Source organism: Roseovarius tibetensis (genome assembly GCF_050896375.1).
GTDB classification, from domain to species: Bacteria; Pseudomonadota; Alphaproteobacteria; order Rhodobacterales; family Rhodobacteraceae; genus Roseovarius; species Roseovarius tibetensis.
The window spans coordinates 35,201-57,797 of sequence record NZ_JBPBBB010000012.1; the positions used below are offsets into that span (position 1 = coordinate 35,201).

Here is a 22,597-nt window from a genome sequence, read left to right on the forward strand (position 1 = left end):
ACGCCCCGCCATGCGGGGACCGTGCTGCTCACGCGGCAGGAAATGTCGGTTGACGTGGATATGACCGCCGACACGGCGAAAGTCAAGCGCGCGCCACGGTCTTGCCGCCGCGCCTGCGGACAGCGCCACCGACAACACGATACCGTGTCATCGCGTGGCACGAGGCCCGAATGACCCTTTCGCCGTAGCATCATCCATGCAATAGGGACGTGCCAAACGAGACATCCATGGAGAACCGGAATGGAGATTCGCGAGGCGCTCACCTTTGATGATGTATTGCTGGTGCCCGCGGCATCGAACGTGCTGCCCGGCAGTGCGGATACGCGCACGCGGGTTACACGGTCCATCGACCTCAACATCCCGCTTCTGTCCTCGGCGATGGATACGGTAACCGAGTCGGGCATGGGGATCAGCATGGCGCAGTCGGGCGGCATGGGGGTGATCCACCGCAATCTCACGATCGAGCAGCAGGCCCTCGAGGTGCGCCGCGTCAAGCGGTTCGAATCGGGCATCGTCTACAATCCCATAACCCTGCGCGCGGATCAGACGCTGGCCGACGCCAAGGCCCTGCAGGAGCGTTACCGCGTCACCGGATTCCCTGTCGTCGACGAGACCGGCCGCGTCGTGGGCATTGTCACCAATCGCGACATGCGCTTCGCCGAGGATGACGCGACACCGGTGCGCGTGATGATGACCAGCGACCGCCTTGCGATCCTGCAGGAGCCTGCCGATCGCGAAGAGGCCAAGAGCCTGATGAAGGCGCGCCGCATCGAAAAGCTGTTGGTGACCGATGCCGCCGGCAAGCTGACCGGATTGCTGACACTCAAGGACACGGAACAGGCGGTGCTCAACCCGACGGCCTGCAAGGACGGGCTGGGGCGGTTGCGCGTCGCCGCCGCCTCGACCGTGGGCGATGCCGGGTTCGAGCGCAGTCAGGCGCTGGTCGAGGCTGGCGTGGACATGATCGTGATCGATACCGCGCATGGACATTCCGAAGGCGTGTCGCAGGCTGTTGAACGGCTCAAGAAGCTGTCCAACGACGTGCAGATCGTGGCCGGAAACGTCGCCACGGCAGAGGCCACGCGCGCGCTGATCGGAGCGGGGGCCGACGCGGTCAAGGTGGGTATCGGGCCGGGCAGCATCTGCACGACGCGCATGGTGGCCGGGGTCGGAATGCCGCAGATGACCGCCGTGATGGACTGCGCCGAGGTCGCCGGCGACGTGCCCGTCATCGCGGATGGCGGCATCAAGTTCTCGGGGGATTTTGCCAAGGCGATCGCCGCCGGTGCCTCCTGCGCGATGGTCGGCTCGATGCTGGCCGGCACCGACGAGGCGCCGGGCGAGGTGATCCTCTACCAGGGCCGCTCGTTCAAGTCCTATCGCGGCATGGGCAGCCTCGGGGCGATGGCACGCGGGTCCGCCGACCGGTATTTCCAGGCGGATGCGGCCAGCGACAAGCTCGTGCCCGAGGGCATCGAGGGACAGGTGCCCTACAAGGGGGCATCGGGAACGGTGATCCATCAGCTTGTCGGGGGCCTGCGCGCCGCCATGGGCTATACCGGCTGTGCCACGGTCGAGGAAATGCGCCACAACTGCAAGTTCGTCCGCATCACCGGGGCAGGGCTCAAGGAAGGTCACGTGCACGACGTGCAGATCACCCGCGAGTCGCCGAATTATCGCATCGGCTGAACCTCGCGCACGCGTGGCCCCGTCGCCGGATAGCGGCGGGGACAGTCATCGACCTGTGCGGTCGGGATGGTGACAGTGGGCGACACAGCCGGTCACGCAGAAACGACACATGATGCGGACCCGGCGGCGGCGCCGGTCCTGCGATCAACTGATCGCACGCGCGGCCACCACCCCGCCCCATGCCGATATCGCTGTGACGGTGGCACCCCAGACCATGTCGGCGGCCACCATCGACGGATGCCAGTCGCGCATCACCGTCCAGCTGGTAAGCTCGTACGTGCCGTAGGCGACGAACCCAAGGATCGCGCCGTTGACGAGGGCCGTGGATGGCGTGCCGTCGCGCAGCGCGGGCCAGGCCGCGAACCAGATGACGCCCGCCATGTAGATGACATAGAACAATGCGGCCGGCAGGGGGCGGATGCCATCAAGCAAACTGTCGCCAAGATGCCGGGCGAAGAGGGGTTTCATCACGGTCGACAGCATCACTGCATCGGCGAGCAGGAAGATCACGCCGGTCGCGAAGACGAGGACGAGTAGGGACATGCGATTCTCCTTTGACTGGCGTTGAGCTAGCATGGACCACCCGCGTGTCGACCGACTGGTCCCGGCGCCCTGCCCCGCGCGGTCGTCGGGCGCAGTCGTCGGGCGCCGGTCGCGCGTGGCTGTGGACCCCGCTGATGATATCTGGCACCGTCCACATATTCCGAGCGATGGAGAACAGACCACATGATCGACCTTTACACGTGGAGCACGCCGAACGGGCGCAAGGTCTCCATCATGCTTGAAGAACTGGACATGCCATACACGGCCATCCCGATCGACATTGGCGCGGGCGCGCAGCACACACCGGATTTCCTGAGGGTGTCGCCCAACAACAAGATCCCTGCCATCGTCGATCATGATACGGGCCTGTCGATCTTCGAATCCGGCGCGATCCTTGTCTATCTTGCCGAACGCACGGGGCATTTCCTGCCCGGCGACCTGATCGCCCGCACGGAGGTCATGCAGTGGCTGATGTGGCAGATGGGCGGCTTCGGGCCGATACTGGGACAGGCGCATTTCTTTCTGCACTTCAACAAGGGGCTGTCGCAGCCCGCCGAGGACCGCTTCGCGGGCGAGACGCAGCGGCTTTACGGCGTGCTCGACCACCACCTTGCGGATCGCGCCTACGTCGCGCCGGACTATTCGATCGCCGACATGGCGATCTTTCCCTGGGTGGCGCGGCATGAATGGCATACCGTGGACCTGCGCGCGTTTCCCAATGTGCTGCGCTGGTACCGTGACCTTGCCGCGCGCCCCGCGGTGCGGCGCGGCTACCAGGTGCCCGACGATGTCGGGCCGATACCGATGCCGGATTGAAACTTGCACCTTGAAAGGAGACGCGGATGAGCGCGCCGAAAACGATCATCATCACCGGCGCGGGCAGTGGCATCGGCCGGGCCACTGCGCGGCACTTCCTTGGCAAAGGTTGGCGCGTCGGGCTTCTGGGCCGGCGCGAGGACACGCTGATCGACGCTGCGGACGGTGCCGAGGCGGCGCTTGTCCTGCCCTGCGACGTGACCGACGCCGCGCAGGTCGATGCCACCTTCGCGCGGGCCGCCCGACACTGGGGCCGGATCGACGCGGTCTTCAACAATGCCGGTCGCAACCTTGGCGCGGCGACGCCCGACGAGATCGTGCCCGAGGATTTCTGCGCCGTGGTCGACGTCAACGTCAACGGTGTCTTCAACTGCGCGCGCGCGGCCTTCGCCAGAATGAAGGCCCAAGACCCGCAGGGCGGGCGGATCATCAACAACGGCTCGATCTCGGCACACGCACCGCGTCCGGGCTCGATCGCCTATACGGCATCCAAACACGCGGTGACCGGGATCACGCGCAGCCTGTCGCTGGACGGGCGCCCGTACGGGATCGCCTGCGGACAGGTCGATATCGGAAACGCCGTCACCGAAATGACCGCCAGCATGGCGGACGGGGTGACACAGGCCGACGGGTCGATCCGCCCCGAGGCGGTCATGGATGTATCAGTGGTGGCCGACACCGTCTACCAGATGGCCAGCCTGCCCGACGGTGCGAACATGCAGTTTGCCACGATCATGGCGACCAACATGCCCTTTGTCGGACGCGGGTGACATCACCGGCGACTGAAACCGCCTGTCACACGCAGGCTGCCATCAGGCGGTACGTGACCTGCGCTGCCGTGAAATCCCAGGCTGCCTTGCCGTCGGGGGCCAGCTCTACCACGTCCATGCCGACGCACTTACGGCCCTCCAGCGCGCTTTCGACGATATGAAGCGACTGGTAGAAGTCCAGCCCCCCCGGCACCGGCGTGCCAGTGGCAGGCATCTGCGAGGGGTCCAGCCCGTCGAGATCATACGAGACATAGATCAGGTCGGGAAAATCCACGGGCAGTTCGATCCGGTGCACACGGTCTGTCACCAGATCCTCTGCATCGCGCCAGAAGACACCGTTGCGGTCGCGGCTCTCGACCTCTTGGCGGCACAAGGCGCGTACCCCGAACTGGGCCAGCCGCACGCCATCCTCGGCCAGCAGGTGCATCACCGACGCATGCGAATGCACCTCGCCCTCATAGGCCACGCGCAGATCGGCATGAGCATCGATCTGTACGACACCCACCGGCTGGCCGAGCGCACGCGCAATGCCCGTCACGGCCCCGTATGTCAGCGAATGCTCTCCACCCAGGGTAACCGGAATCCGGCCCGCGCGCGCGGCCGCTTCGGTGCGCGCGGCCAGACGCGCCATCACGTCGGGCATCGGACCCGCGCAGTCGAGCGCCGCTTCGGTGACGATCCCGGCGCGGCACGGCTCTTTGCCCGCGCAGATCCGCTCAAGCTCGTTCGAGGCCGCGAGGATCGCGGCGGGACCACGCGCAGTGCCCGACCCATACGATACCGTACGCTCCAGCGGCACCGGGATCACCCGGAACAACGCGTCGTCGCGCCGCTCGTCCGGGGTCAGTTCGCTGTCCAGGAAATCACTCATGACAGGCGTTCCTTGAAATCTCCGTATCCGAACTCGCGCACGATGCGCAGGTCGTCGGTCCGGCTGTCCCAGATCGCGATAGATGGCAGGGGCACGCCGTTGAAGGTGTTGGTCTTGACCATCGAGTAATGCGCCTGATCGAGAAACGCGATGCGCTGTCCGGGCCGCACCGGATCGCGCCACGTGTAATCACCGATGATGTCGCCCGCCAGACAGGACGGTCCGCCCAGCCGGTAGGTCTGTCCCGCCTCGGCCTCGTGCAGCAAGGCCGGTCGATAGGGCGCCTCGATCACGTCGGGCATGTGGCAGGTGGCGGAAATGTCTGTGATCGCCACCTGTACTCCGTTCTCGAAGAGATCCAGGATTTCGCCCACGAGGATTCCCGCATCCAGCGCCACCGCCTCGCCCGGCTCCAGGTAGACCTCGACCCCGTGACGCGCGCGGATGTCACGGATGAGGGCGATAAGCGCCTCGCGGTCGTAATCATCCCGCGTGATGTGATGCCCGCCGCCGAGGTTGATCCATTTCAGTTGCGCCATGAACGGCGCGATCGCGGGCTCGACGGCCTCCCACGTGCGGCGCAAGGGCTCGAACCCCTGTTCGCACAGGGTATGCATGTGCACGCCCTCGACACCGTCCATCGCAGCCTCGGTCAGGTCCGAGACCGGCACGCCAAGACGCGAACCGGGCTGGCAGGGATCGTACTTGGGCACCTCGCCCTCGGCATGCTGGGGATTGATGCGCAGCCCCACCGATACGCCGTGCGCCGCGGCGCGCGCCGAGAAACGGTCCTTCTGGGCCGGGCTGTTGAAGATCAGGTGATCGCTCAGCGCGATGATCTCGTCGATTTCGCGGTCCTTGTAGCCGGTGGAAAAGGTCGTGACCTCGCCGCCATATTCCTCGCGGCCGAGACGGGCCTCGTACAGCCCGCTGGCGCAAGTGCCCGACAGATACGACCGTACCAGCGGCGCCAGCGAGAACATCGAGAACGCCTTGAGCGCGCTGAGCATGCGCGCGCCGGACCGCTCGCCCACGTCGGCCAGCACCTGAAGGTTGCGTTCGACCGCGGCTGCGTCGATCACGAAACAGGGCGACGGCACGCGCGACAGGTCGAACCGCCGGAACGCCCCGGCATCTCCGGCCTGGGTTTGCATCATCTGGGACATTCCTCCGACCCCTTGTACCACTCTAGAAGTCGACCGGGCCGGACAGTTCCTTGACATGCCACGGCAAACCGTTGTCGTTCAACATGTCCATGAAATCGTCCGGGTCCAGTTGTTCCATGTTCCAGACGCCGGGCGTATTCCAGTTGCCTTTCAGCACCTGCGCCGCCCCGATCATCGCCGGAACGCCCGTTGTGTAAGACACCGCCTGGCTGCCGACCTCTGCATAGCAGTCCTCGTGATCGCAGATGTTGTAGATGTAGAAGGTTTTCTCGCCCGTGCCGTCCTTGGCCGCGCCGGTCACGATGTCGCCGATGCAGGCCTTGCCCTTGGTCTCGCCGGCAAGACCGCCGGGATCGGGCAGCAGCGTCTTGAGGAACTGGATGGGCACGATCTCGACACCGTTATGCACCACCGGATCGATCCGCGTCATGCCGACATTCTGCAAGACCTTGGCATGCGTGATGTAGGCGTCGCCGAAGGTCATCCAGAAGCGCGCGCGCCCGATCTCGGGGAAATGCGTGCTGAGGCTTTCAAGCTCTTCGTGATACATGAGGTACATGGTCTTCGGCCCGATGCCCGGAAAGTCGAACTCGACCTTGTGGGTCATCGCCGGCGTCACCTGCCAGTCGCCGTCTTCCCAGTGCTTCGCGTCCTGCAGCACCTCGCGCAGATTGATCTCGGGGTTGAAGTTGGTGGCGAAGGCCTGATCGTTCGAGCCGCCATTGGCGTCGAGTACGTCGATCTGTCGGATCGTGTCCAGCTTGTGTTTCTTCAGCCACGTGGCGAACACGCTGGTCACACCCGGATCGAACCCCGACCCCAGAATCGCCACCAGCCCCGCCGCGCGGAACCGGTCAGCATAGGCCCATTGCCACCTGTATTCGAACTTGGCCTCGTCTTCGGGTTCGTAATTCGCGGTATCAAGGTAATGGCACCCGGCCTCGAGACAGGCATCCATCAGCTTGAGATCCTGGTACGGCAAGGCCAGATTGACCAACAGTTCGGCGCCGGTCCGGCGGATCAGATCAACTGTCGCCGACACGTCCATCGCGTCAAGCGCATAGGTGTCGATCTCCACCCCGACACGCTCTTTCACGGAACGGGCGATGGCGTCGCATTTGGACTTTGTGCGGCTGGCCAGCGCGACATGCGTGAAGATATCCGCGTTCATCGCCATCTTGTGGACGGCCGCATGGCTGACGCCGCCGGCGCCGATTACGAGTGTTGTGCCCATGATCTTTGTCCCCTCGGTATGTTGCGCGCTATTCGTAGTATGTATAGCCGTTGATGCTGTCACGATAGGCGGCCATCAGCGGGCGCCGTTCCTCGACGCTGATCGTGCCGGCCGAGATGGCGCCGTCCACGAGCTTGCGGAACGCGGCAACGCAGTCGTTCGGATCATACTCGACATAGGACAGCACCTCGGCGATGGTGTCACCTTCCTGCTCGTGCAGCAAATCGAAGCCGGCGTCGTCACGCAAGTCTATCGTGACCACGTTTGTGTCGCCGAAAAGGTTGTGCAGATCCCCCAGCGTCTCCTGGTAGGCGCCGATGAAGAAGACGCCCATGTGATAGGGTCGGTCCTCGGGCAGATCATGCACCGGCAGCGATGGCGACGTGCCCTCATCCAGAATGAAGCTGTCGACCTTGCCGTCGCTGTCGCAGGTGATGTCGGACAACATAGCGCGGCGCGTCGGCCTCTGGTCGAGCATCTGAAGCGGCATCAGGGGATGCAACTGGCCGATCGCCCAGACATCCGGCAACGACTGGAACAGCGAGAAATTGCAGTGATAGATGTCGGCCAGCTTTTCCAGCTCGTCCTCGATGCTCGATGCGCTGTCGTCGCTGGCGGCGACCGCCTTGATCCGGGCCATGAGGTGGCGATAGATCTTCTCGGTCCGGGCCATCTGCCGGATGCCGATCTGGCCGCGCCGGAACAGTGCCCGCATCTCGTTGCGGTAAAAGGCGGCATCATTGAGACATTCGCGCAGACGGTCGGGTTTGAGATACTCGCCGACGGCGATCAGGTCGGTGACATGGTGAAAGTCGCCCGGCTCGGCATCGGGTGCCTCGCTCGCATCGAACAGCGTTGCCTCCAGCACGTTGAAGATCAGCATCGACGAGGACGCGGCCACCGCGCGCCCGCTTTCGGTGATCAGCGTCGGGTGGTCGATGCCGGCCTCGTCCATGGCATAGCCGACGGTCTCGACGATGTTGGTGCAATATTCCGACACGCTGTAATTGATGGAATTGGCCGCGGCCTTCTTCTCGCCGGTGTAATCGAACCCCAGACCGCCGCCAAGGTCCAGATGGGTCAGCGGCGCGCCCTCGGCGGTCAGCTCGCTGAAATAGCGGCACGCCTCACCGACCGAGCGGCGCACATCGTTCACATCGGGCACCTGGCTGCCCAGATGCGAATGCTGCAGCATCAGGCAATGCAGCAACCCCGCCTCGCGCAGCTTGTCGATCACGTCGACAAGTTGCGCGGTATTCATCCCGAAGGTCGAACGGTCCCCCGAACTCGCCGCCCAGTTGCCGCCGATCTGGTTGGTCAGCTTCACCCGGACGCCAAGCATCGGATCAAGCCCCAGCGTGCGGCTCGCCTCGATCACGGTGTCCACTTCCATGACGCTTTCCAGCACGATCACGGTGTTGAATCCCAGCTTGCGCGACTGGATCGCAAGGCTCACGAATTCGGTGTCCTTGACGCCGTTGCACACAATCAGCGCATCTTTCGGCAACTTGTGCGCCAACGCGATCACCAGTTCGGGTTTCGATCCGGCCTCGAGCCCGAAATCAAAGGCCCGGCCGTATTCCACGATCCGGTCGACAACCTGCGCCTGCTGGTTCACCTTGATCGGAAAGACGCCACGATACGTGCCGCGATACCCCGAACGCGCGATCGCGTCGAGAAAGCTGTGATTGATCTGCCCGATCGCGTGTTCCAGATACGAGCCCACCCGCAGGATCATCGGCGTCTGGATGCCGCGTTTTTCCAGATCCCGGATGATCTCGGGCAGGCTGACGGCCGGCGCGTCTGGCGAAAGCGGATTCTTCAGGGCGACATCGCCGTTATCCAGCACGTCGAAATACCCCTGCCCCCAGCGATCAAGTCCGTAAATGCCGGCATGGGTGGCGTCTGTGGTCATGGCATGGCTCCGACGTCGTGGATGCAGTATCGACCTCGGCATAAGCGTCCGGCTGGCAAAATGAAAGGTGGTCAGTGGACGCGGGGGGCCATTTCTGTTGGTCCGTGTCGGCGTGGCGCGTGCGACCAAGGGCCGGCGAGGGCCGGGTCGGGAAACGCCACGCCCCGCACGCGTCGGATGGCGGATCTCGGGCACGCGCGGTCGGTTTGACAGCCTGCGCCGCGCCCGGTATCTGAACATGTGTTCATTTGCAGACAAAGAGGCAATCATGCGCATCGAGGACACGGCGGCAATCATTACCGGGGGAGCGTCGGGTCTGGGCGAGGCCGCGGCACGACATTTTCGCGCCTGCGGCGCACAGGTGACGCTGCTCGACCGGGATACGGCGCGCGGAGAGGATGTGGCGTCCGAGATCGACGCGACATTCGTCGAAACGGACGTGACCGACGAAGCCTCTGTCGCCGCTGCCATCACCGGGGCAAAAGCCGCCATGGGGCGCATCACCGTGGCCATCAATTGCGCCGGCATCGCCCCGGGGGCCAAGACGCTGGGCCGTGACGGGCCACACGATCTCGGCCTGTTTCGACAGGCCATCGACATCAACCTTGTCGGGACGTTCAACGTCGCCCGGTTGGCGGCGGCCGAGATGGCCGGCAACACGCCCGATCCGGACGGCGCGCGCGGGGTCATCGTCAACACCGCCTCGATCGCCGCCTTCGAGGGGCAGAAGGGCCAGGCGGCCTACGCCGCGTCCAAGGGCGGGATCGTCGGGTTGTCCCTGCCCATGGCCCGCGATCTGACTCGTGAGGGCATCCGCGTCATGGCCATCGCACCGGGCATCTTCGCCACGCCGATGATGCGTGGTCTGCCGCAAGAGGTTCAGGACAGCCTCGCGGCCGAAGTGACCTTTCCAAAGCGCCTGGGGCATCCGGAAGAATACGCGCGACTGGCGCGGTTCGTCGTTGAATGCGGGTATCTCAACGGCGAGGTGATCCGGCTGGACGGCGCGCTGCGGATGCAGTGAGGGGCGCGGCGGCCTGTGGCCTCGTATCGCGTCGGGGCTGCCGACGCCGCGTCTTTTTCTCGCTACGCGCCCTCGGTCTCGATCTTCAGCTCCAGCCCGCAATGCTTGCAATGGATCGCATCGGGGTCATGCTTCATCAGCCCGCAGTCCGGGCATTTATGGCGGACCTTGGCGGGCGTGAAGATCGCGCGCGCGAGGCTGAGGAACAGCCCCACGCCGATCACCATGATCGCCACGGCCAGCAGCCGCCCCGCGGACGTGGTCATCAGGATATCGCCATAACCGGTCGTGGTCAGCGTGGTCACGGTGAAGTAGAGCGCGTCCACGTAGGTTTCGAGCCCGTGTTCACGCCCCCCACGCAGCAGCAACACGACCGCCGTCATCGTGAAGATGAAGACCAGCAGGTTGACCGCCGCGACGATCGCATCCTCGTGCAGCCGGAAAAAGCGCATGTCGCGCCGCAGATCCTTGAGCAGGTGATACGAATGCACCAGTCGTAGCGCCCGCAACAGCCGCAGCGCCGCAAATTGCTGGCCCAGGAACGGGGCCGCGATCAGCGAGACCAGCACCACAAGGTCGACCAGCACGTAGATCTGTCGCAAGTGCCGGGGTTTGTTCTCGGCAATCCAGAAACGGCAGATGAAATCACCAAGGATCAGCATCGCAATCACGACATCGACGGCGATCAGCGCCGGGGTCAGCGGCAATGTCGCGGTGGCAAGGAAAAAAACGATGCTGGCCGCATCAAAGATCAGCAGCGCGTAGCGAAAGCGCGTCGCGCGCTTGCTGCGCCCATCATATAATAGTCTGATGCGGTCCCGAAGGCTGCGATTCTCTGACGTCATGCGGCGAAACATAATCGCGAAAATCGACGGTCTACAGCGAAATCAACCCTCGGCCTCTGCCTTTTCGGCCAGCGACAGCCACTCTTCCTCGGCCTTGTCTTTTGCGGTCTGACGGGCGGTCAGCGCCTCGGTGGCCTTGCGAAACTTCACCGGGTCGCGCGAGAAAAGATCGGGATCTGCCAGCAAGTCCTCAAGCTTGGCGATCTCGGCCTCCAGCTGCCCGATTTCCTTGGGCAATTCTTCCAGCCGGTGCTTTTGCTTGAAGCTGAGCTTCTGTTGCGCGGGGCGCGCCTTGGTCTGGGGTTTGGCATGGCTGGATCTGGGGGCGTTCGCCGGATGGCTGGGGGCCGTATCCGCGCCGCGTTGCGCCCTGTAATCGGTCCACCCGCCGGCATAGGCGGTGGCGGTGCCGTCGCCCTCCATCGCGATGGTCGTTGTCGCGACGCGGTCCAGAAAATCGCGGTCATGGCTGACCAGCAGCACCGTGCCGTCATAGTCGTCCAGCAGTTCCTGCAACAGGTCGAGGGTCTCGATATCCAGATCGTTGGTCGGCTCGTCGAGCACCAGAAGGTTGCTTTCGCGCGCCATCAGCTTGGCCAGCAGCAGCCGCGCCTTCTCGCCGCCCGACAGCGACCGGACGGGGGCGCGCACCTGCCGTTCGTCAAAGAGGAAATCCTTGAGATAGCCCATCACATGCCGTGGCTGGCCGCGCACCATCACCTGGTCGGCCTGACCCGAAACGCGCATGTCCGGGTCGCCCGTGAGGCTATCCCACAATGTCATGTCGGGGGCCAGGCGCGCGCGCGCCTGGTCGAATACCGCCGGCACAAGGTTTGTGCCATGCGTCACGGTGCCGGTATCGGGCGGCACCTCGCCCATCAGCATCTTCAGCAGGGTCGTTTTGCCCACGCCGTTGGGGCCGACAAAGGCCACACGCTCGCCGCGCAGAATGCGGATGCTGAACTCTCGCAGGATCACCAGATCGTCGTAACGCTTCGAAATCCCGTCGGCCTCGATGACCTTGCGCCCCGAGGACGGGCCCTGTTCCAGCGCCATCGCCGCGGTGCCCTGCCGGCGCACCTGCGAGGCGCGTTCGGCGCGCAATTCCTGCAGGTTGCGCACCCGGCCCTGATTGCGCTTGCGCCGCGCACTGATCCCCTCGACGGCCCAGCGGGCCTCGGCCTTGATCTTGCGATCCAGCTTGTGGCGCTGCTGATCCTCTTCTTCCCAGACCTTGTCGCGCCATTCCTCGAAATGCTCGAACCCGCGCTCCTGTCGACGCGTCATTCCCCTGTCGATCCATAGGGTTGCGCGACTAAGCTCACGTAGAAACGCGCGGTCGTGGCTGATCAGGACGAATCCCTTGCGGGTGCTTTTCAGCTGGTCCTCCAGCCACGCGATCGCCTCGATATCGAGATGGTTGGTCGGCTCGTCCAGCAGCATCAATTCAGGCGATTCCGCCATCAGCTTGGCAAGTGCGGCGCGGCGGCGCTCGCCGCCCGAGGCGGTCTCGACCGGGCGCGCGGGGTCGAACTTCAGCCCCTCGGCGGCCATCTCAACGCGGTACATCTCGCCCTCGTCCAACTCGCTCATAGCGAAATCGCCCAGCGTGGCGAACCCTTCCATCGCGGGTTCTTGTTCCATGTAGCCGACGGTCGTGCCGGGGGTCACGATGCGGTCTCCGCGATCGGCCTCGACCAGCCCGGCCATCACCTTCATCAGGGTCGATTTACCCGACCCGTTGCGCCCCACGAGCGCGACGCGGTCGCCCGGTTGCACCACCAGCGACAGATCGCTGAACAGTGGTGCACCGCCGAATGTAAGCGATATGTCGTTGAGTTGCAGAAGGGGTGCGCGTGCCATGGCGGCGGGCTATCCCGACGCCCCGCCAGCGTCAAGACCGCTCAGCCGGCAAGGGCCCGTAACGCCTGCTTGCGCCGATCCGGGATCGCGCCGACCTCGACCCCGGTGAACACATGCAGGGTGTCCAGCTCGCGGTCGATCACCGCGTGATCGCTGACCCATCCGCCCATCACAAGGTAGGTGCGCAGCAGCGGCGGCATGTGCCGCATCGCCTGTTTCAGATCGGGACGATAGCGCCGAAGCTTTTGCGCAAAGCGAAACACGCGGGGCGCCTTGACACGCGGCCCCCATTCCGGCGGCGCAAGATGCCGCTCGCGCAGCATGGCGAAGGCATCGAGATAGGTGTCGGCCCGCACCCCCTTGAAGGACGAGCAGCCGAACAGCATCTCGATGCTCTCGTCATCCACCAGCCGCGTCAGCGCCGCCCAGGCGACGCGCAGGATGTCGGGATCGTGCAGGTCCGGCGCGATGCAGAAACGGCCGACCTCGGCCATCCTGCCGTCGAATTCGCCAAGGGCGGACAGTTCGTAGAATTGCGCCGAATAGCTTTGCGCGATGTCGCACCCACCGGTCAGGATCATGACCCGGAAACAGCAGACAAGCCGGCCCGTCGTCCGCTCCTCGATCAGGACATGCATGCAGATGTCGTCGAAACCATCGTGATCCGTGCCGCCCGGCCGCCCGAACCCTTGGGCCCGCAGAGCCTGCGCCCGCCGCACATCGTCCGGGCCACTGGCCGGTCGCGCCACGTACCGCGCGTCCCCCGTCATCGTCGCCTCGTTCCTTGCCATTCCGTCCACCACGTCAATCTAACACGGATGCGATGACACGGGCGTGACTGGATCAAAGGCCGAATCCGCTGTTGTCGTCGTTTCCGAAGGGATTGATGTTGCCAAGGTTGCCCAGCAATTGCCGCAGGAACCCGTCGCTGACCACCGAATTGTCGGTCACGCGACGCTCCAGCGGCACAACGTTGCCATCTTCCAACCCGAAGCGTTCGATATTGGCTATGGTGTCATCGTCGTTGAACGAGATCGCCAGCACCTGCCGTTCGACGTCCTGCGGGCGGAACATGCCGAAGGTCCGCTTGCGCGACCGCACATAATAGTAATCGCCGTCCTGCGACATGCCGGCCACCGAGGGCGGGCCGACCACATCGTCAACGGTGGCGCGGGTATCCACCCCGACGACGAGGGCCTGCAGGTCCTGCTCTGGGGGGACATATCCGTGATTGCTGTAGGTCGCGCTGCATGCCGTCGCGGTCAACAGACCGACAAGCGCCATGCTGCGGACCAGTCGGGGGATCAAAGCTGTCATGTCTGCCCTCTTGCCATGGCCGCGCGCGGCTCTTACGTCGGCTTATATCAATGCAGGCCGCAGGTTCAAGAAAGGAAGCAGGCGCGACATGAGCGATGCGAAGCGAAATGACGAGGTGCTGCGCGTGGCGCATCTGCGCGCACGCGGCGAGCACAGTGTCGAGCTGACGCCTGACGCCGGCACCCGACGGATGATCGCCGAAGAGCTTGGCCTGTCCGATCTGCGCAAGCTGCGCCTGTCCGGGCGGATCACGGCGGACGGGCCGGACTGGGTGCTGGACGCGGATCTGGGGGCCACGGTGGTGCAGCCCTGCGTGGTGACACTCTCTCCGGTGACCACCCGCATCGACGAACCGGTGACACGGCGCTTTTCGCCCGAGGCCGACCGGCCCGAGGATCTGCCCGGCGACGAGATGGAGATGCCAGAGGATGACACGGTTGAGCCGCTCGAACACGATATCGACCTGCGTCGCGTGATGATCGAGGCGCTGAGCCTTGCGCTGCCACCCTGGCCGCGCCGCGACGGGGCGGAACTGGACCCCGTGACAGCAGCCGCCGAAGGGGTCGTGCCACTGACCGACGAGGATACCAAACCCTTCGCCGGACTGGCGGGGCTGCGCGACAAACTCGGCACAAAGGAGTGAGACGGGGCCCATATTGCGCGGGAATCGCTTGTCGCGGGGACAAATCTCTGTATTTTCGCGGTTTCGTCGGCTCGGAGGGTTGAACCAACGGCGCCATACGCTTTAAGAGCCGCGAACATTCGTGAAACCGGGCCGCTCGGCCCCTTGGAATTGAGGTTGAGACATGGCTGTCCAACAGAACAAAGTTTCGAAATCGCGCCGCAACAATCGCCGCGCCCACGACTCGCTCGTTGCGGGGAACCCCAACGAGTGCTCCAACTGTGGCGAGCTGAAGCGCCCGCACCATGTCTGCGTCGCCTGCGGTCACTACGCGGATCGCGAGGTCGTCAGCACGGTCGACGACATCGAGATGGACGAAGACGCGGCCTGAACAGACGAAGGGCGACATGCCGCATGACCGCTTCGACAGGCCAGACTGGGAAACCTTCCGGACGCACCATAATATCGATTGACGCGATGGGCGGTGACGAGGGGCCGGCGACGGTCGTTGCCGGCATGGCCAGATCGGCCCGGAAGAATTCCGATATCGGCTATATCGTTCACGGGCCCGAGGATGTGATCGCACCGCTTCTGGCCAAGCGCAGGGAACTGACGGACCGGTGTGAAATCCGTCATGCGCCCGACAGCGTCAGCATGGACGACAAGCCCAGCACGGTGGCGCGTCAGGGTCGCAACACCTCGATGTGGTCCGCGATCCAGTCGGTCCAGTCGAACGAGGCGACCGTATGCGTGTCCTGCGGCAATACCGGCGCACTGATGCTGCTGTCGGTGTTGCGCCTGCGCAAGCTGCCGGGCATCACGCGGCCGGCGATCGCGGTGATGTGGCCGTCCCAGAACCCGCAACAACACAACATCATGCTCGATGGCGGGGCGGATATCCGCGCCGACGCCCGCGATCTGGTGCAATACGCGTTGATGGGCGCATCCTACGCGCGCAACGGCTTTGGGCTGGATCGGCCGCGCATCGGATTGCTGAATGTCGGCACCGAGGAACACAAGGGCCGCGCCGAGTTGCGCGAAGCCTATGACCTGATTTCGGCCAATGCGCATATCTCGGATTTCGAATTCGTCGGGTTCGTCGAGGGGCGCGACCTGCCCGGAACCGTCTGTGACGTGATCGTCACCGACGGGTTCACTGGCAACGTGGCGCTGAAAACCGGCGAAGGCACGGCCAAACTGTTCTCGGATCTGCTGCGCGAGGCCTTTGCCTATTCCATGCTGTCGCGGCTCGCCTCGGTCCTGTCACTGACATCGCTGCGCCGGATGAAGAAGCGGATCGACCCGCGTCGCGCGAATGGCGGCGTGTTTCTCGGGCTCAACGGAACGGTCGTCAAATCACATGGCTCGGCCGACGAGACCGGCGTCAGCTCGGCCATCAAGCTCGCCTTCGAGCTGGGTCAGTCGAACTTCACGGAACGGCTCGCGGCGCGTGTAGCCTCAGCAGCGCTGCCCGACACCGACGACCCGCCAGAGATGACCCCCGACAAGGAAAACCAATGACCCGCCGCGCCGTCGTCGAAGGGGTCGGGCACGACCTGCCCGACCGCATCGTGCCCAATGCCCATTTCGAGGCGACCCTCGACACGACCGACGAGTGGATCCGCTCGCGCTCTGGCATCGAGAACCGCCGCTTTGCCGCCGAGGGCCAGACCACGTCGGATCTGGCGACAAACGCCGCGCGTGCGGCGCTGCGACATGCCGGTCTGACACCGGATGATATCGACGGTGTGATCGTTGCCACCTCGACGCCCGATCTGACCTTTCCGTCGGTCGCGACCATGGTGCAGAACGATCTGGGCATGACGCGGGGCTACGGCTTCGACGTGCAGGCCGTCTGCGCGGGGTTCATCTACGCGCTGACCACCGCCAACGCGCTGATTGTCTCGGGCCAGGCCGACCGGCTGCTGATCATCGGTGCCGAAACCTTCAGCCGCATCATGGACTGGACCGATCGCGCGACCTGCGTGCTGTTCGGCGATGGCGCCGGCGCGCTGATTCTCGGCGCGGCCGAGGGCGACGGTACGACCGCCGATCGCGGCATCCTGTCCTCGGATCTCAATTCCGACGGGCGCTACCGCGAGATGCTGTATGTCGATGGCGGCGTGTCGACCACCGGCGCGTCGGGCAAGCTGCGCATGCAGGGCAATCCGCTGTTCCGGCAGGCCGTGGAAAAGCTGACCTCGACCGCCGAGGCGGCGCTCGACAAGGCCGGGTTGACCGCGAACGACGTTGACTGGATCGTTCCGCATCAGGCCAATATCAGGATCATCCAGGGCACCGCCAAAAAGCTTGGCCTACCGATGGACCGCGTCATCGTCACCGTGCAGGACCATGGCAACACCTCGGCGGCCTCGATCCCGCTGGCGCTTTCGGTAGGGGTTGCCGATGGTCGCATCCGCCCTGGCGACCTCGTCTTGTCCGAGGCAATCGGCGGCGGTCTTGCCTGGGGTGCCATCGTCCTGCGGTGGTAAAATACCGAAACCGCGCAAAAAACCGCGTGCGGCCCTCGTCAGTCAAGGTGTTGACATTGACATGGAAATTGCTTGTGGCCACAGTGCTGCGAAAAACAACGGGGACATTATGGCAAACAAGACTCTGACACGGATGGATTTGAGCGAGGCGATTTTCCGCGAAGTGGGGTTGTCCCGCAACGACGCATCCCAAATGGTCGAAAGCGTGCTGGACCACATGTCGGACGCGCTGGTGCGGGGCGAGCAGGTCAAGATATCGTCGTTCGGCACGTTCTCGGTCCGCGACAAGACGGCCCGGATCGGCCGCAATCCGAAGACCGGCGAGGAGGTGCCCATCAATCCCCGCCGGGTGCTGACGTTCCGACCCTCACACCTGATGAAAGACCGTGTCGCCAACGGCAACAAGGTCTGAAGGTACAGGTTAAGGACACGTGCCGCTGATGGCAAAATCCGCCGACGCCTTCCGCACGATCAGCGAGGTTGCCGACATCCTGCAGGTGCCGGCGCATGTGCTGCGCTTCTGGGAAAGCAAGTTTCCCCAGATCAAGCCGGTCAAACGCGCGGGCGGACGCCGGTATTACCGGCCCGACGACATAAAGCTGATCGGTGGTATCCGGCTGTTGCTGCATGACGAGGGCATGACCATCAAGGGCGTGCAGAAGATCCTGCGCGATCACGGGGTGGCACATGTCGTGGCGATGGCACCATCGCACGACCACGCAGGCAGTGAGCGTGACAGCGGTCAGGGCGGTGACACGGCCACGGCAGGGACCACGGGCGCCGATGTCCTTGCATTCGAGCCGCGCGGCGGCACGCCTCCCGAGCCGGCACCGGACACGGTTTCGGACGCCGCCCCGGACCTTGCCATGCCAGAACCGCCGGACGCGGCAACACCCGATATGCCTGACACGGCCGCAACCGAGCCGGACAGCGCGCCGCCCCCGGGCCACGCAGGCACGGCACCGGATGCGGCGACCGCGCCCCCGGCCCCCGATACGCCGCCAAGGCCCGCCCTGCCCCCGCTGCCCGATCTGCCCGAGGATGCACCCGATACCCTGCCGGCGCCCCGCGGCGCGCTGGCCCTGCTGGCCGGACTGCACCCCCCTGTGCCGGCGGATCTGGCGACGCGCCTGTCCGCCATCGCGGACCGCCTGCGCCGCCTCGACGGCGACAGCCGCGCAAACGACGCGGCCGGGAATTAAAATGGGATTTGCCCCTTGTTCCCGCCTGCAAAATGCGTATGAACAGGCCATCGTCGGGCTATGGCGCAGCCTGGTAGCGCGTCCGTCTGGGGGACGGAAGGTCGCAGGTTCGAGTCCTGCTAGCCCGACCAATCCGACAAATACATCGACCGCGATGGGGCCCCTGCCCGTCCGGGCGGAGGTGTCGCCGTTATGCGGGCATGCCGCATGAGCGGTGTTCTCTCCAGCCAGAGCCTGCGCGCCATGATTGCCGATGGCCGCCTGTCGGCCAAGAGCGACATTCAGCCCGACCAGGTGCAACCGGCCAGCCTCGACCTGCGCCTCGGCCCTGTCGCCTATCGGGTGCGCGCCTCGTTCCTGACCGGCAAGGGCCGCTGCGTGACCGACCGGCTCGCGGAATTCGAGATGCACCGCTTCGATCTTGGCCCCGGCGCCGTCCTTGAAAAGGGCTGTGTCTATGTCGTGCCACTGATGGAGTGCCTTGCCCTGCCCGACGCGGTGCAGGCGGTGGCGAACGCGAAATCCTCGACCGGCCGGCTCGATCTTCTGACCCGCGTGATCACCGATGGCGGGGTCGAGTTCGATCGCGTCGGACCGGGCTATACCGGGGCGCTTTATGCCGAGATCTGCCCACGCTCGTTTTCGGTGCTGGTACGCTCGGGCATGCGGCTCAACCAGATCCGCTTTCGCGTCGGGGACGCCACGCTGAGCGACGCGGCGTTGCGCGCCTTGCACGCCGAAACCCCGCTGGTCGATGGCAGCGCCGTGATCGACGACGGTCTCGGATTTTCGGTGGATCTGCGCCCGGCAACCGGAACGCTGGTAGGGTATCGCGCCAAGCCGCATACCGGTGTGATCGACCTTGACCGTATCGGCCATTACGCACCCGCCGATTTCTGGGAAGAGGTTCATGCCGAGAATGGGCATATTATCCTCGACCCCGGCGCCTTCTACATCCTCGTCAGCCGCGAGGCTGTGCATATCCCCCCCGACACCGCCGCCGAAATGGCCCCCTATGTGGCCATGGTGGGGGAATTCCGGGTGCATTACGCGGGCTTCTTCGATCCCGGTTTCGGCCACGCGGCGGCGGGCGGGGCCGGCTCGCGCGGGGTGCTCGAGATGCGCTGCCACGAGGCGCCCTTCGTGCTGGAACACGGCCAGATCGTCGGGCGCCTGGTCTACGAGCGGATGCGTGAGGTGCCCGACCAGATCTACGGTGCCGGGATCGCATCGAATTACCAGGGCCAGGGCCTGAAACTGTCGAAGCATTTCAAAAGCTGAGCGGTGACGTGGCTCCCCCGCGCGGGATCACGGCCGCAGGCCGCCGCGCATCGTCATGCGGGACGCATGCCTCCGGCATGACGCCGCCCCCCGGCACGGCGAGTTGGCCGACGACTTTGCAACGCCATGATGTCATTCGGATGTGGCTGGCATAATGAGCCTCTGCGCCAGCGGTGAATCGCCGCATCGCGGCCCGGCACTGTGCGGCTCATCCTCGAGGCCTTGCCGACTGCACAATTGCCACACCCCGTCGCCTTCTGCCCCCGCGTCGCTGGTCGCATCCGTTCTGTCGAAATCAAGCGCTGCCATATGTCGCCCCTGCTTTACCAAGGCCTCAAGGAACAAGGAATCAGCCATGGTTGACGTCACCATCGTCTACTGGCGGGACATCCCCGCGCAGGTCATCGTCGGCAAGGGGCGCCGGGGCACCAAGGTGCAACTGCCCGAGCGGTTCGAGCAGGCCATCGACCGCGCCGCGATGAAGACCGGCGCGGCGGGCACCGACGCCTATCTCGCCGATTGGCGCAAGGCCGATCCCTACCCGGTCGAGGGCGACGCCGACACCGTCGCCCGGACAGAGGCCGACCGCCTCGACGCTGAATTCGATCAGGACCGCATCAAGACGTTGATCGCAAACGATGGCTGGGCGTGAATGCGCCCCGGCTCGCTATGGGAGGCCGCGATGGCACTTTTGAACTTCAGGACACGTGACAGATCCACCCCGGCCAAGCCCCCCGTCAACCGCGAGGTCGAGGCGCTGCTGCATGGCTATTCGATCGAGGTGATGCCGCGCACCGCCGAGAAGGTCGAGACCTTCCGCGACCTGCTACCCGCCGGCACCCGCGTCTACATCGCCCATATCGAGGGCACGCCGATCGACGACATGGTCGCGACGGCCAAACGCCTCACCGACGAGGGCTATGCGCCGATGCCGCATTTCCCGGCGCGCATCATCCATGATCGTGCGATGCTGCACGACTGGACCGCGCGCTATGCCAATGAGGCGGGCGTCGACCAGGCGCTGGTGATCGCCGGTGGTGTCAGAACACCGCACGGCGACTACGACTCGGCCATGCAACTGCTGGAATCGGGCGAGTTCGACCGCGCGGGGTTCAAACGCCTGCACGTCGCCGGCCACCCCGAAGGCAACCGCGACATCGACCCCGATGGTGGTTGGACCAATGTCGACGCCGCCCTGCGCTGGAAACAGAAATTCTCGGAAACCACCGACGCGGAAATGGCCATCGCCACGCAATTCGCCTTCGATGCGAAACCGATCATCGAATGGGCACACAGGCTCGACGCGGCGGGCATCACCCTGCCCATCCATATCGGTATCGCCGGGCCAGCCAAGCTGCAGACGCTGATCAAGTTCGCCATCGCCTGCGGTGTGGGTCCCTCGCTCAAGGTGCTGCAGAAACGCGCGATGGACGTCACCAAGCTGCTCATGCCCTACGAGCCGACCGAGGTGCTCTCGGACCTCGCCGCGCACAAGGCCGCCCACCCCGATTGCAACATCGCCCATGTGCATTTCTTCCCGCTTGGCGGGATCAAGGCCAACGCCCAATGGGCCATCGACAATGGCGGCGCCGCGGGCGTGCCCGCCAACACCAGGGAAATCGCATGACCAGAACCATCGTCGAAAGCAAGACAAGGACCGCCATCATCGGCTTCGACCAGCCGTTCTGCGTGATCGGGGAACGCATCAACCCGACAGGGCGCAAGAAGCTCGCCGCCGAGCTTGAGGCGGGCGATTTCTCGACCGTGGAATCGGATGCACTGGCACAGGCCGCCGCCGGGGCCACCGTGCTCGATATCAACGCAGGGGTCGTCTACAACTCCAACCCCAACCCGAACGAGACCGAGCCGCCGCTCATGACCGGCATCGTCGAGCTTGTGCAAAGCCTCGTCGATCTGCCGCTCTGCATCGATTCGTCCGTTCCGGCCGCGCTCGAGGCCGGGCTCGAGGCCGCGCATGGACGCCCGCTGCTGAACTCGGTGACGGGCGAGGAAGAGCGGCTCGAATACGTCCTGCCGCTGGTCAAGAAATACAACGTGCCCGTCGTGGCGATCTCCAACGACGATACCGGCATTTCCGAGGATCCCGACGTGCGCTTCGCCGTCGCCAAACGCATCGTAGAGCGGGCGGCGGATTTCGGCATCCCCGCACATGACATCGTCGTGGATCCGCTGGTCATGCCCATCGGCGCGATGCGCACGGCAGGCCTGCAGGTCTTCACGCTGGTCCGCCGCCTGCGCGAGGAACTGGGCGTCAACACCACCTGCGGCGCGTCGAATATCAGCTTCGGTCTGCCCAACCGCCACGGCATCAACAACGCCTTCCTGCCCATGGCCATGGGCGCAGGCATGACCAGCGCCATCATGAACCCGATCGCCCTGCCCGTGAAACAGGCCGAGATCGACGCCAAGAAGGCCGAGGTCGCCGCGGCCGGAATCGAGCTTCCCGCCGACATGGACGACGAGACCTTCTGCCAGCTCTTCCGCCTCGGCAGCACCAAGCCCCGCGCGGGGAAAGAGATGGAGGCAATCCACGCCGCCAACTTCCTCACCGACAACGACCCCCATGGCGGCAACTGGATCAAGTTCAACAAGGCCCCGCCCAAACCCGGCGAAGAGATCCAGACCGGCGGCCGCGCGGGTTCCCGGAGCCGGCGTCGGCGGGCGTGAACTGATTGATTGAGCGAGAGAAGTCCCGTTGCACCGCGGGACTTTTCGTGTTTTTATTTTATTGTATCAGACGGGAAGAAAGCATTAACTCACTGCAAAAAAACGGCGCTGTTGCTTTTAGAAAGAGGCTTTCAATGACCTAACCGAATTGTGGAAAAGCCGCTCACTTATAATATAGAATCCGGCGCTCGCATCTTTTTTGGTCAGCATATGCGGTTATATGGTCACGATGTGTTGCGTTAGCCACAGTCGAGACTAG

23 protein-coding genes and 1 tRNA gene are annotated in these 22,597 nt (G+C 64.7%); 15 read left to right on the top strand and 9 right to left on the bottom strand.

The annotated features are described in order from the left end of the window. Nucleotides 1-240: 240 nt before the first annotated feature. Nucleotides 241-1,689, top strand: coding sequence for an IMP dehydrogenase (gene guaB / locus ACROSR_RS10040; protein ID WP_432684595.1), 1,449 nt, complete (start codon nt 241-243; stop codon nt 1,687-1,689). A 144-nt stretch (nt 1,690-1,833) separates the two neighbouring features. Here guaB and ACROSR_RS10045 read toward each other — a convergent pair whose 3' ends face one another. Further along, the gene (locus ACROSR_RS10045) at nt 1,834-2,232 is read right to left on the bottom strand and encodes a DUF2177 family protein (protein ID WP_432684597.1); all 399 of its coding nucleotides are present in this window, start codon (nt 2,230-2,232) and stop codon (nt 1,834-1,836) included. 183 nt (nt 2,233-2,415) lie between these two features. Here ACROSR_RS10045 and ACROSR_RS10050 point away from each other — a divergent pair, with 183 nt between their 5' ends. Both ACROSR_RS10050 and ACROSR_RS10055 read left to right on the top strand, forming a co-directional pair. Then, a complete protein-coding gene (locus tag ACROSR_RS10050) occupies nt 2,416-3,048 on the top strand; it encodes a glutathione S-transferase N-terminal domain-containing protein (protein ID WP_432684599.1) in 633 nt (210 codons plus the stop codon). Nucleotides 3,049-3,074: 26 nt separating this feature from the next. Further along, the gene (locus ACROSR_RS10055; protein ID WP_432684601.1) at nt 3,075-3,818 is read left to right on the top strand and encodes an SDR family oxidoreductase; all 744 of its coding nucleotides are present in this window, start codon (nt 3,075-3,077) and stop codon (nt 3,816-3,818) included. Nucleotides 3,819-3,843: 25 nt separating this feature from the next. Here ACROSR_RS10055 and speB read toward each other — a convergent pair whose 3' ends face one another. From speB to speA, 4 genes are read right to left on the bottom strand one after another with little or no spacing between them, the layout of a single operon-like run. After that, on the bottom strand, nt 3,844-4,689 hold the full coding sequence (gene speB, locus ACROSR_RS10060; RefSeq protein WP_432684603.1) for an agmatinase: 846 nt from the start codon (nt 4,687-4,689) through the stop codon (nt 3,844-3,846). Further along, the gene (gene nspC / locus ACROSR_RS10065; protein WP_432684605.1) at nt 4,686-5,855 is read right to left on the bottom strand and encodes a carboxynorspermidine decarboxylase; all 1,170 of its coding nucleotides are present in this window, start codon (nt 5,853-5,855) and stop codon (nt 4,686-4,688) included. The genes speB and nspC overlap by 4 nt, the downstream gene beginning before the upstream one ends. Before the next feature lie 22 nt (nt 5,856-5,877). Further along, complete coding sequence (locus ACROSR_RS10070; protein ID WP_432684607.1) at nt 5,878-7,089, bottom strand: saccharopine dehydrogenase family protein; 1,212 nt, start codon at nt 7,087-7,089, stop codon at nt 5,878-5,880. Nucleotides 7,090-7,117: 28 nt separating this feature from the next. Next, nucleotides 7,118-9,004, bottom strand: coding sequence for a biosynthetic arginine decarboxylase (speA, locus tag ACROSR_RS10075; RefSeq protein WP_432684609.1), 1,887 nt, complete (start codon nt 9,002-9,004; stop codon nt 7,118-7,120). A 268-nt stretch (nt 9,005-9,272) separates the two neighbouring features. Between speA and ACROSR_RS10080 the strand changes: the two genes are divergently transcribed. Further along, nucleotides 9,273-10,028, top strand: a complete 756-nt coding sequence (locus ACROSR_RS10080; protein ID WP_432684722.1) for an SDR family NAD(P)-dependent oxidoreductase — start codon at nt 9,273-9,275, stop codon at nt 10,026-10,028. Between the two features lie 62 nt (nt 10,029-10,090). Here ACROSR_RS10080 and ACROSR_RS10085 read toward each other — a convergent pair whose 3' ends face one another. The 4 genes from ACROSR_RS10085 to ACROSR_RS10100 are packed head-to-tail and all read right to left on the bottom strand — an operon-like array spanning nt 10,091 to nt 14,053. Then, complete coding sequence (locus ACROSR_RS10085) at nt 10,091-10,873, bottom strand: potassium channel family protein (RefSeq protein ID WP_432684611.1); 783 nt, start codon at nt 10,871-10,873, stop codon at nt 10,091-10,093. Nucleotides 10,874-10,915: 42 nt separating this feature from the next. Beyond that, entirely contained in the window at nt 10,916-12,736 is a 1,821-nt protein-coding gene (locus tag ACROSR_RS10090; protein WP_432684613.1) for an ABC-F family ATP-binding cassette domain-containing protein, read from the bottom strand. 41 nt (nt 12,737-12,777) lie between these two features. Beyond that, entirely contained in the window at nt 12,778-13,527 is a 750-nt protein-coding gene (locus ACROSR_RS10095) for a GNAT family N-acetyltransferase (RefSeq protein ID WP_432684615.1), read from the bottom strand. Nucleotides 13,528-13,579: 52 nt separating this feature from the next. Next, complete coding sequence (locus ACROSR_RS10100) at nt 13,580-14,053, bottom strand: outer membrane protein assembly factor BamE (RefSeq protein WP_432684617.1); 474 nt, start codon at nt 14,051-14,053, stop codon at nt 13,580-13,582. Between the two features lie 88 nt (nt 14,054-14,141). Between ACROSR_RS10100 and ACROSR_RS10105 the strand changes: the two genes are divergently transcribed. From ACROSR_RS10105 to ACROSR_RS10155, 11 genes are all read left to right on the top strand, one after another. Further along, nucleotides 14,142-14,696 (top strand): YceD family protein, encoded by a 555-nt coding sequence (locus ACROSR_RS10105; RefSeq protein WP_432684619.1) that lies wholly within the window; start codon nt 14,142-14,144, stop codon nt 14,694-14,696. Nucleotides 14,697-14,859: 163 nt separating this feature from the next. Continuing rightward, complete coding sequence (rpmF, locus tag ACROSR_RS10110) at nt 14,860-15,066, top strand: 50S ribosomal protein L32 (RefSeq protein WP_432684620.1); 207 nt, start codon at nt 14,860-14,862, stop codon at nt 15,064-15,066. 23 nt (nt 15,067-15,089) lie between these two features. Beyond that, nucleotides 15,090-16,196, top strand: a complete 1,107-nt coding sequence (gene plsX, locus ACROSR_RS10115) for a phosphate acyltransferase PlsX (RefSeq protein WP_432684621.1) — start codon at nt 15,090-15,092, stop codon at nt 16,194-16,196. Beyond that, the gene (locus ACROSR_RS10120; protein ID WP_432684623.1) at nt 16,193-17,167 is read left to right on the top strand and encodes a beta-ketoacyl-ACP synthase III; all 975 of its coding nucleotides are present in this window, start codon (nt 16,193-16,195) and stop codon (nt 17,165-17,167) included. Before plsX ends, ACROSR_RS10120 begins: the two co-directional genes overlap by 4 nt. 109 nt (nt 17,168-17,276) lie before the next feature. Then, entirely contained in the window at nt 17,277-17,579 is a 303-nt protein-coding gene (ihfA, locus tag ACROSR_RS10125; RefSeq protein WP_432684625.1) for an integration host factor subunit alpha, read from the top strand. Between the two features lie 28 nt (nt 17,580-17,607). Beyond that, nucleotides 17,608-18,369: a MerR family transcriptional regulator gene (locus ACROSR_RS10130; protein ID WP_432684627.1), complete on the top strand. Its 762-nt coding sequence runs from the start codon at nt 17,608-17,610 to the stop codon at nt 18,367-18,369. A gap of 54 nt (nt 18,370-18,423) precedes the next feature. Next, a tRNA-Pro gene (locus ACROSR_RS10135) sits at nt 18,424-18,500 on the top strand. Nucleotides 18,501-18,576: 76 nt separating this feature from the next. Further along, entirely contained in the window at nt 18,577-19,650 is a 1,074-nt protein-coding gene (locus ACROSR_RS10140) for a 2'-deoxycytidine 5'-triphosphate deaminase (protein WP_432684629.1), read from the top strand. Nucleotides 19,651-20,005: 355 nt separating this feature from the next. Beyond that, entirely contained in the window at nt 20,006-20,302 is a 297-nt protein-coding gene (locus ACROSR_RS10145) for a virulence factor (RefSeq protein ID WP_432684631.1), read from the top strand. Nucleotides 20,303-20,332: 30 nt separating this feature from the next. Continuing rightward, nucleotides 20,333-21,277 (top strand): methylenetetrahydrofolate reductase, encoded by a 945-nt coding sequence (locus ACROSR_RS10150; protein WP_432684633.1) that lies wholly within the window; start codon nt 20,333-20,335, stop codon nt 21,275-21,277. Then, nucleotides 21,274-22,338, top strand: coding sequence for a dihydropteroate synthase (locus ACROSR_RS10155; RefSeq protein WP_432684635.1), 1,065 nt, complete (start codon nt 21,274-21,276; stop codon nt 22,336-22,338). Before ACROSR_RS10150 ends, ACROSR_RS10155 begins: the two co-directional genes overlap by 4 nt. Nucleotides 22,339-22,597 lie beyond the last annotated feature (259 nt).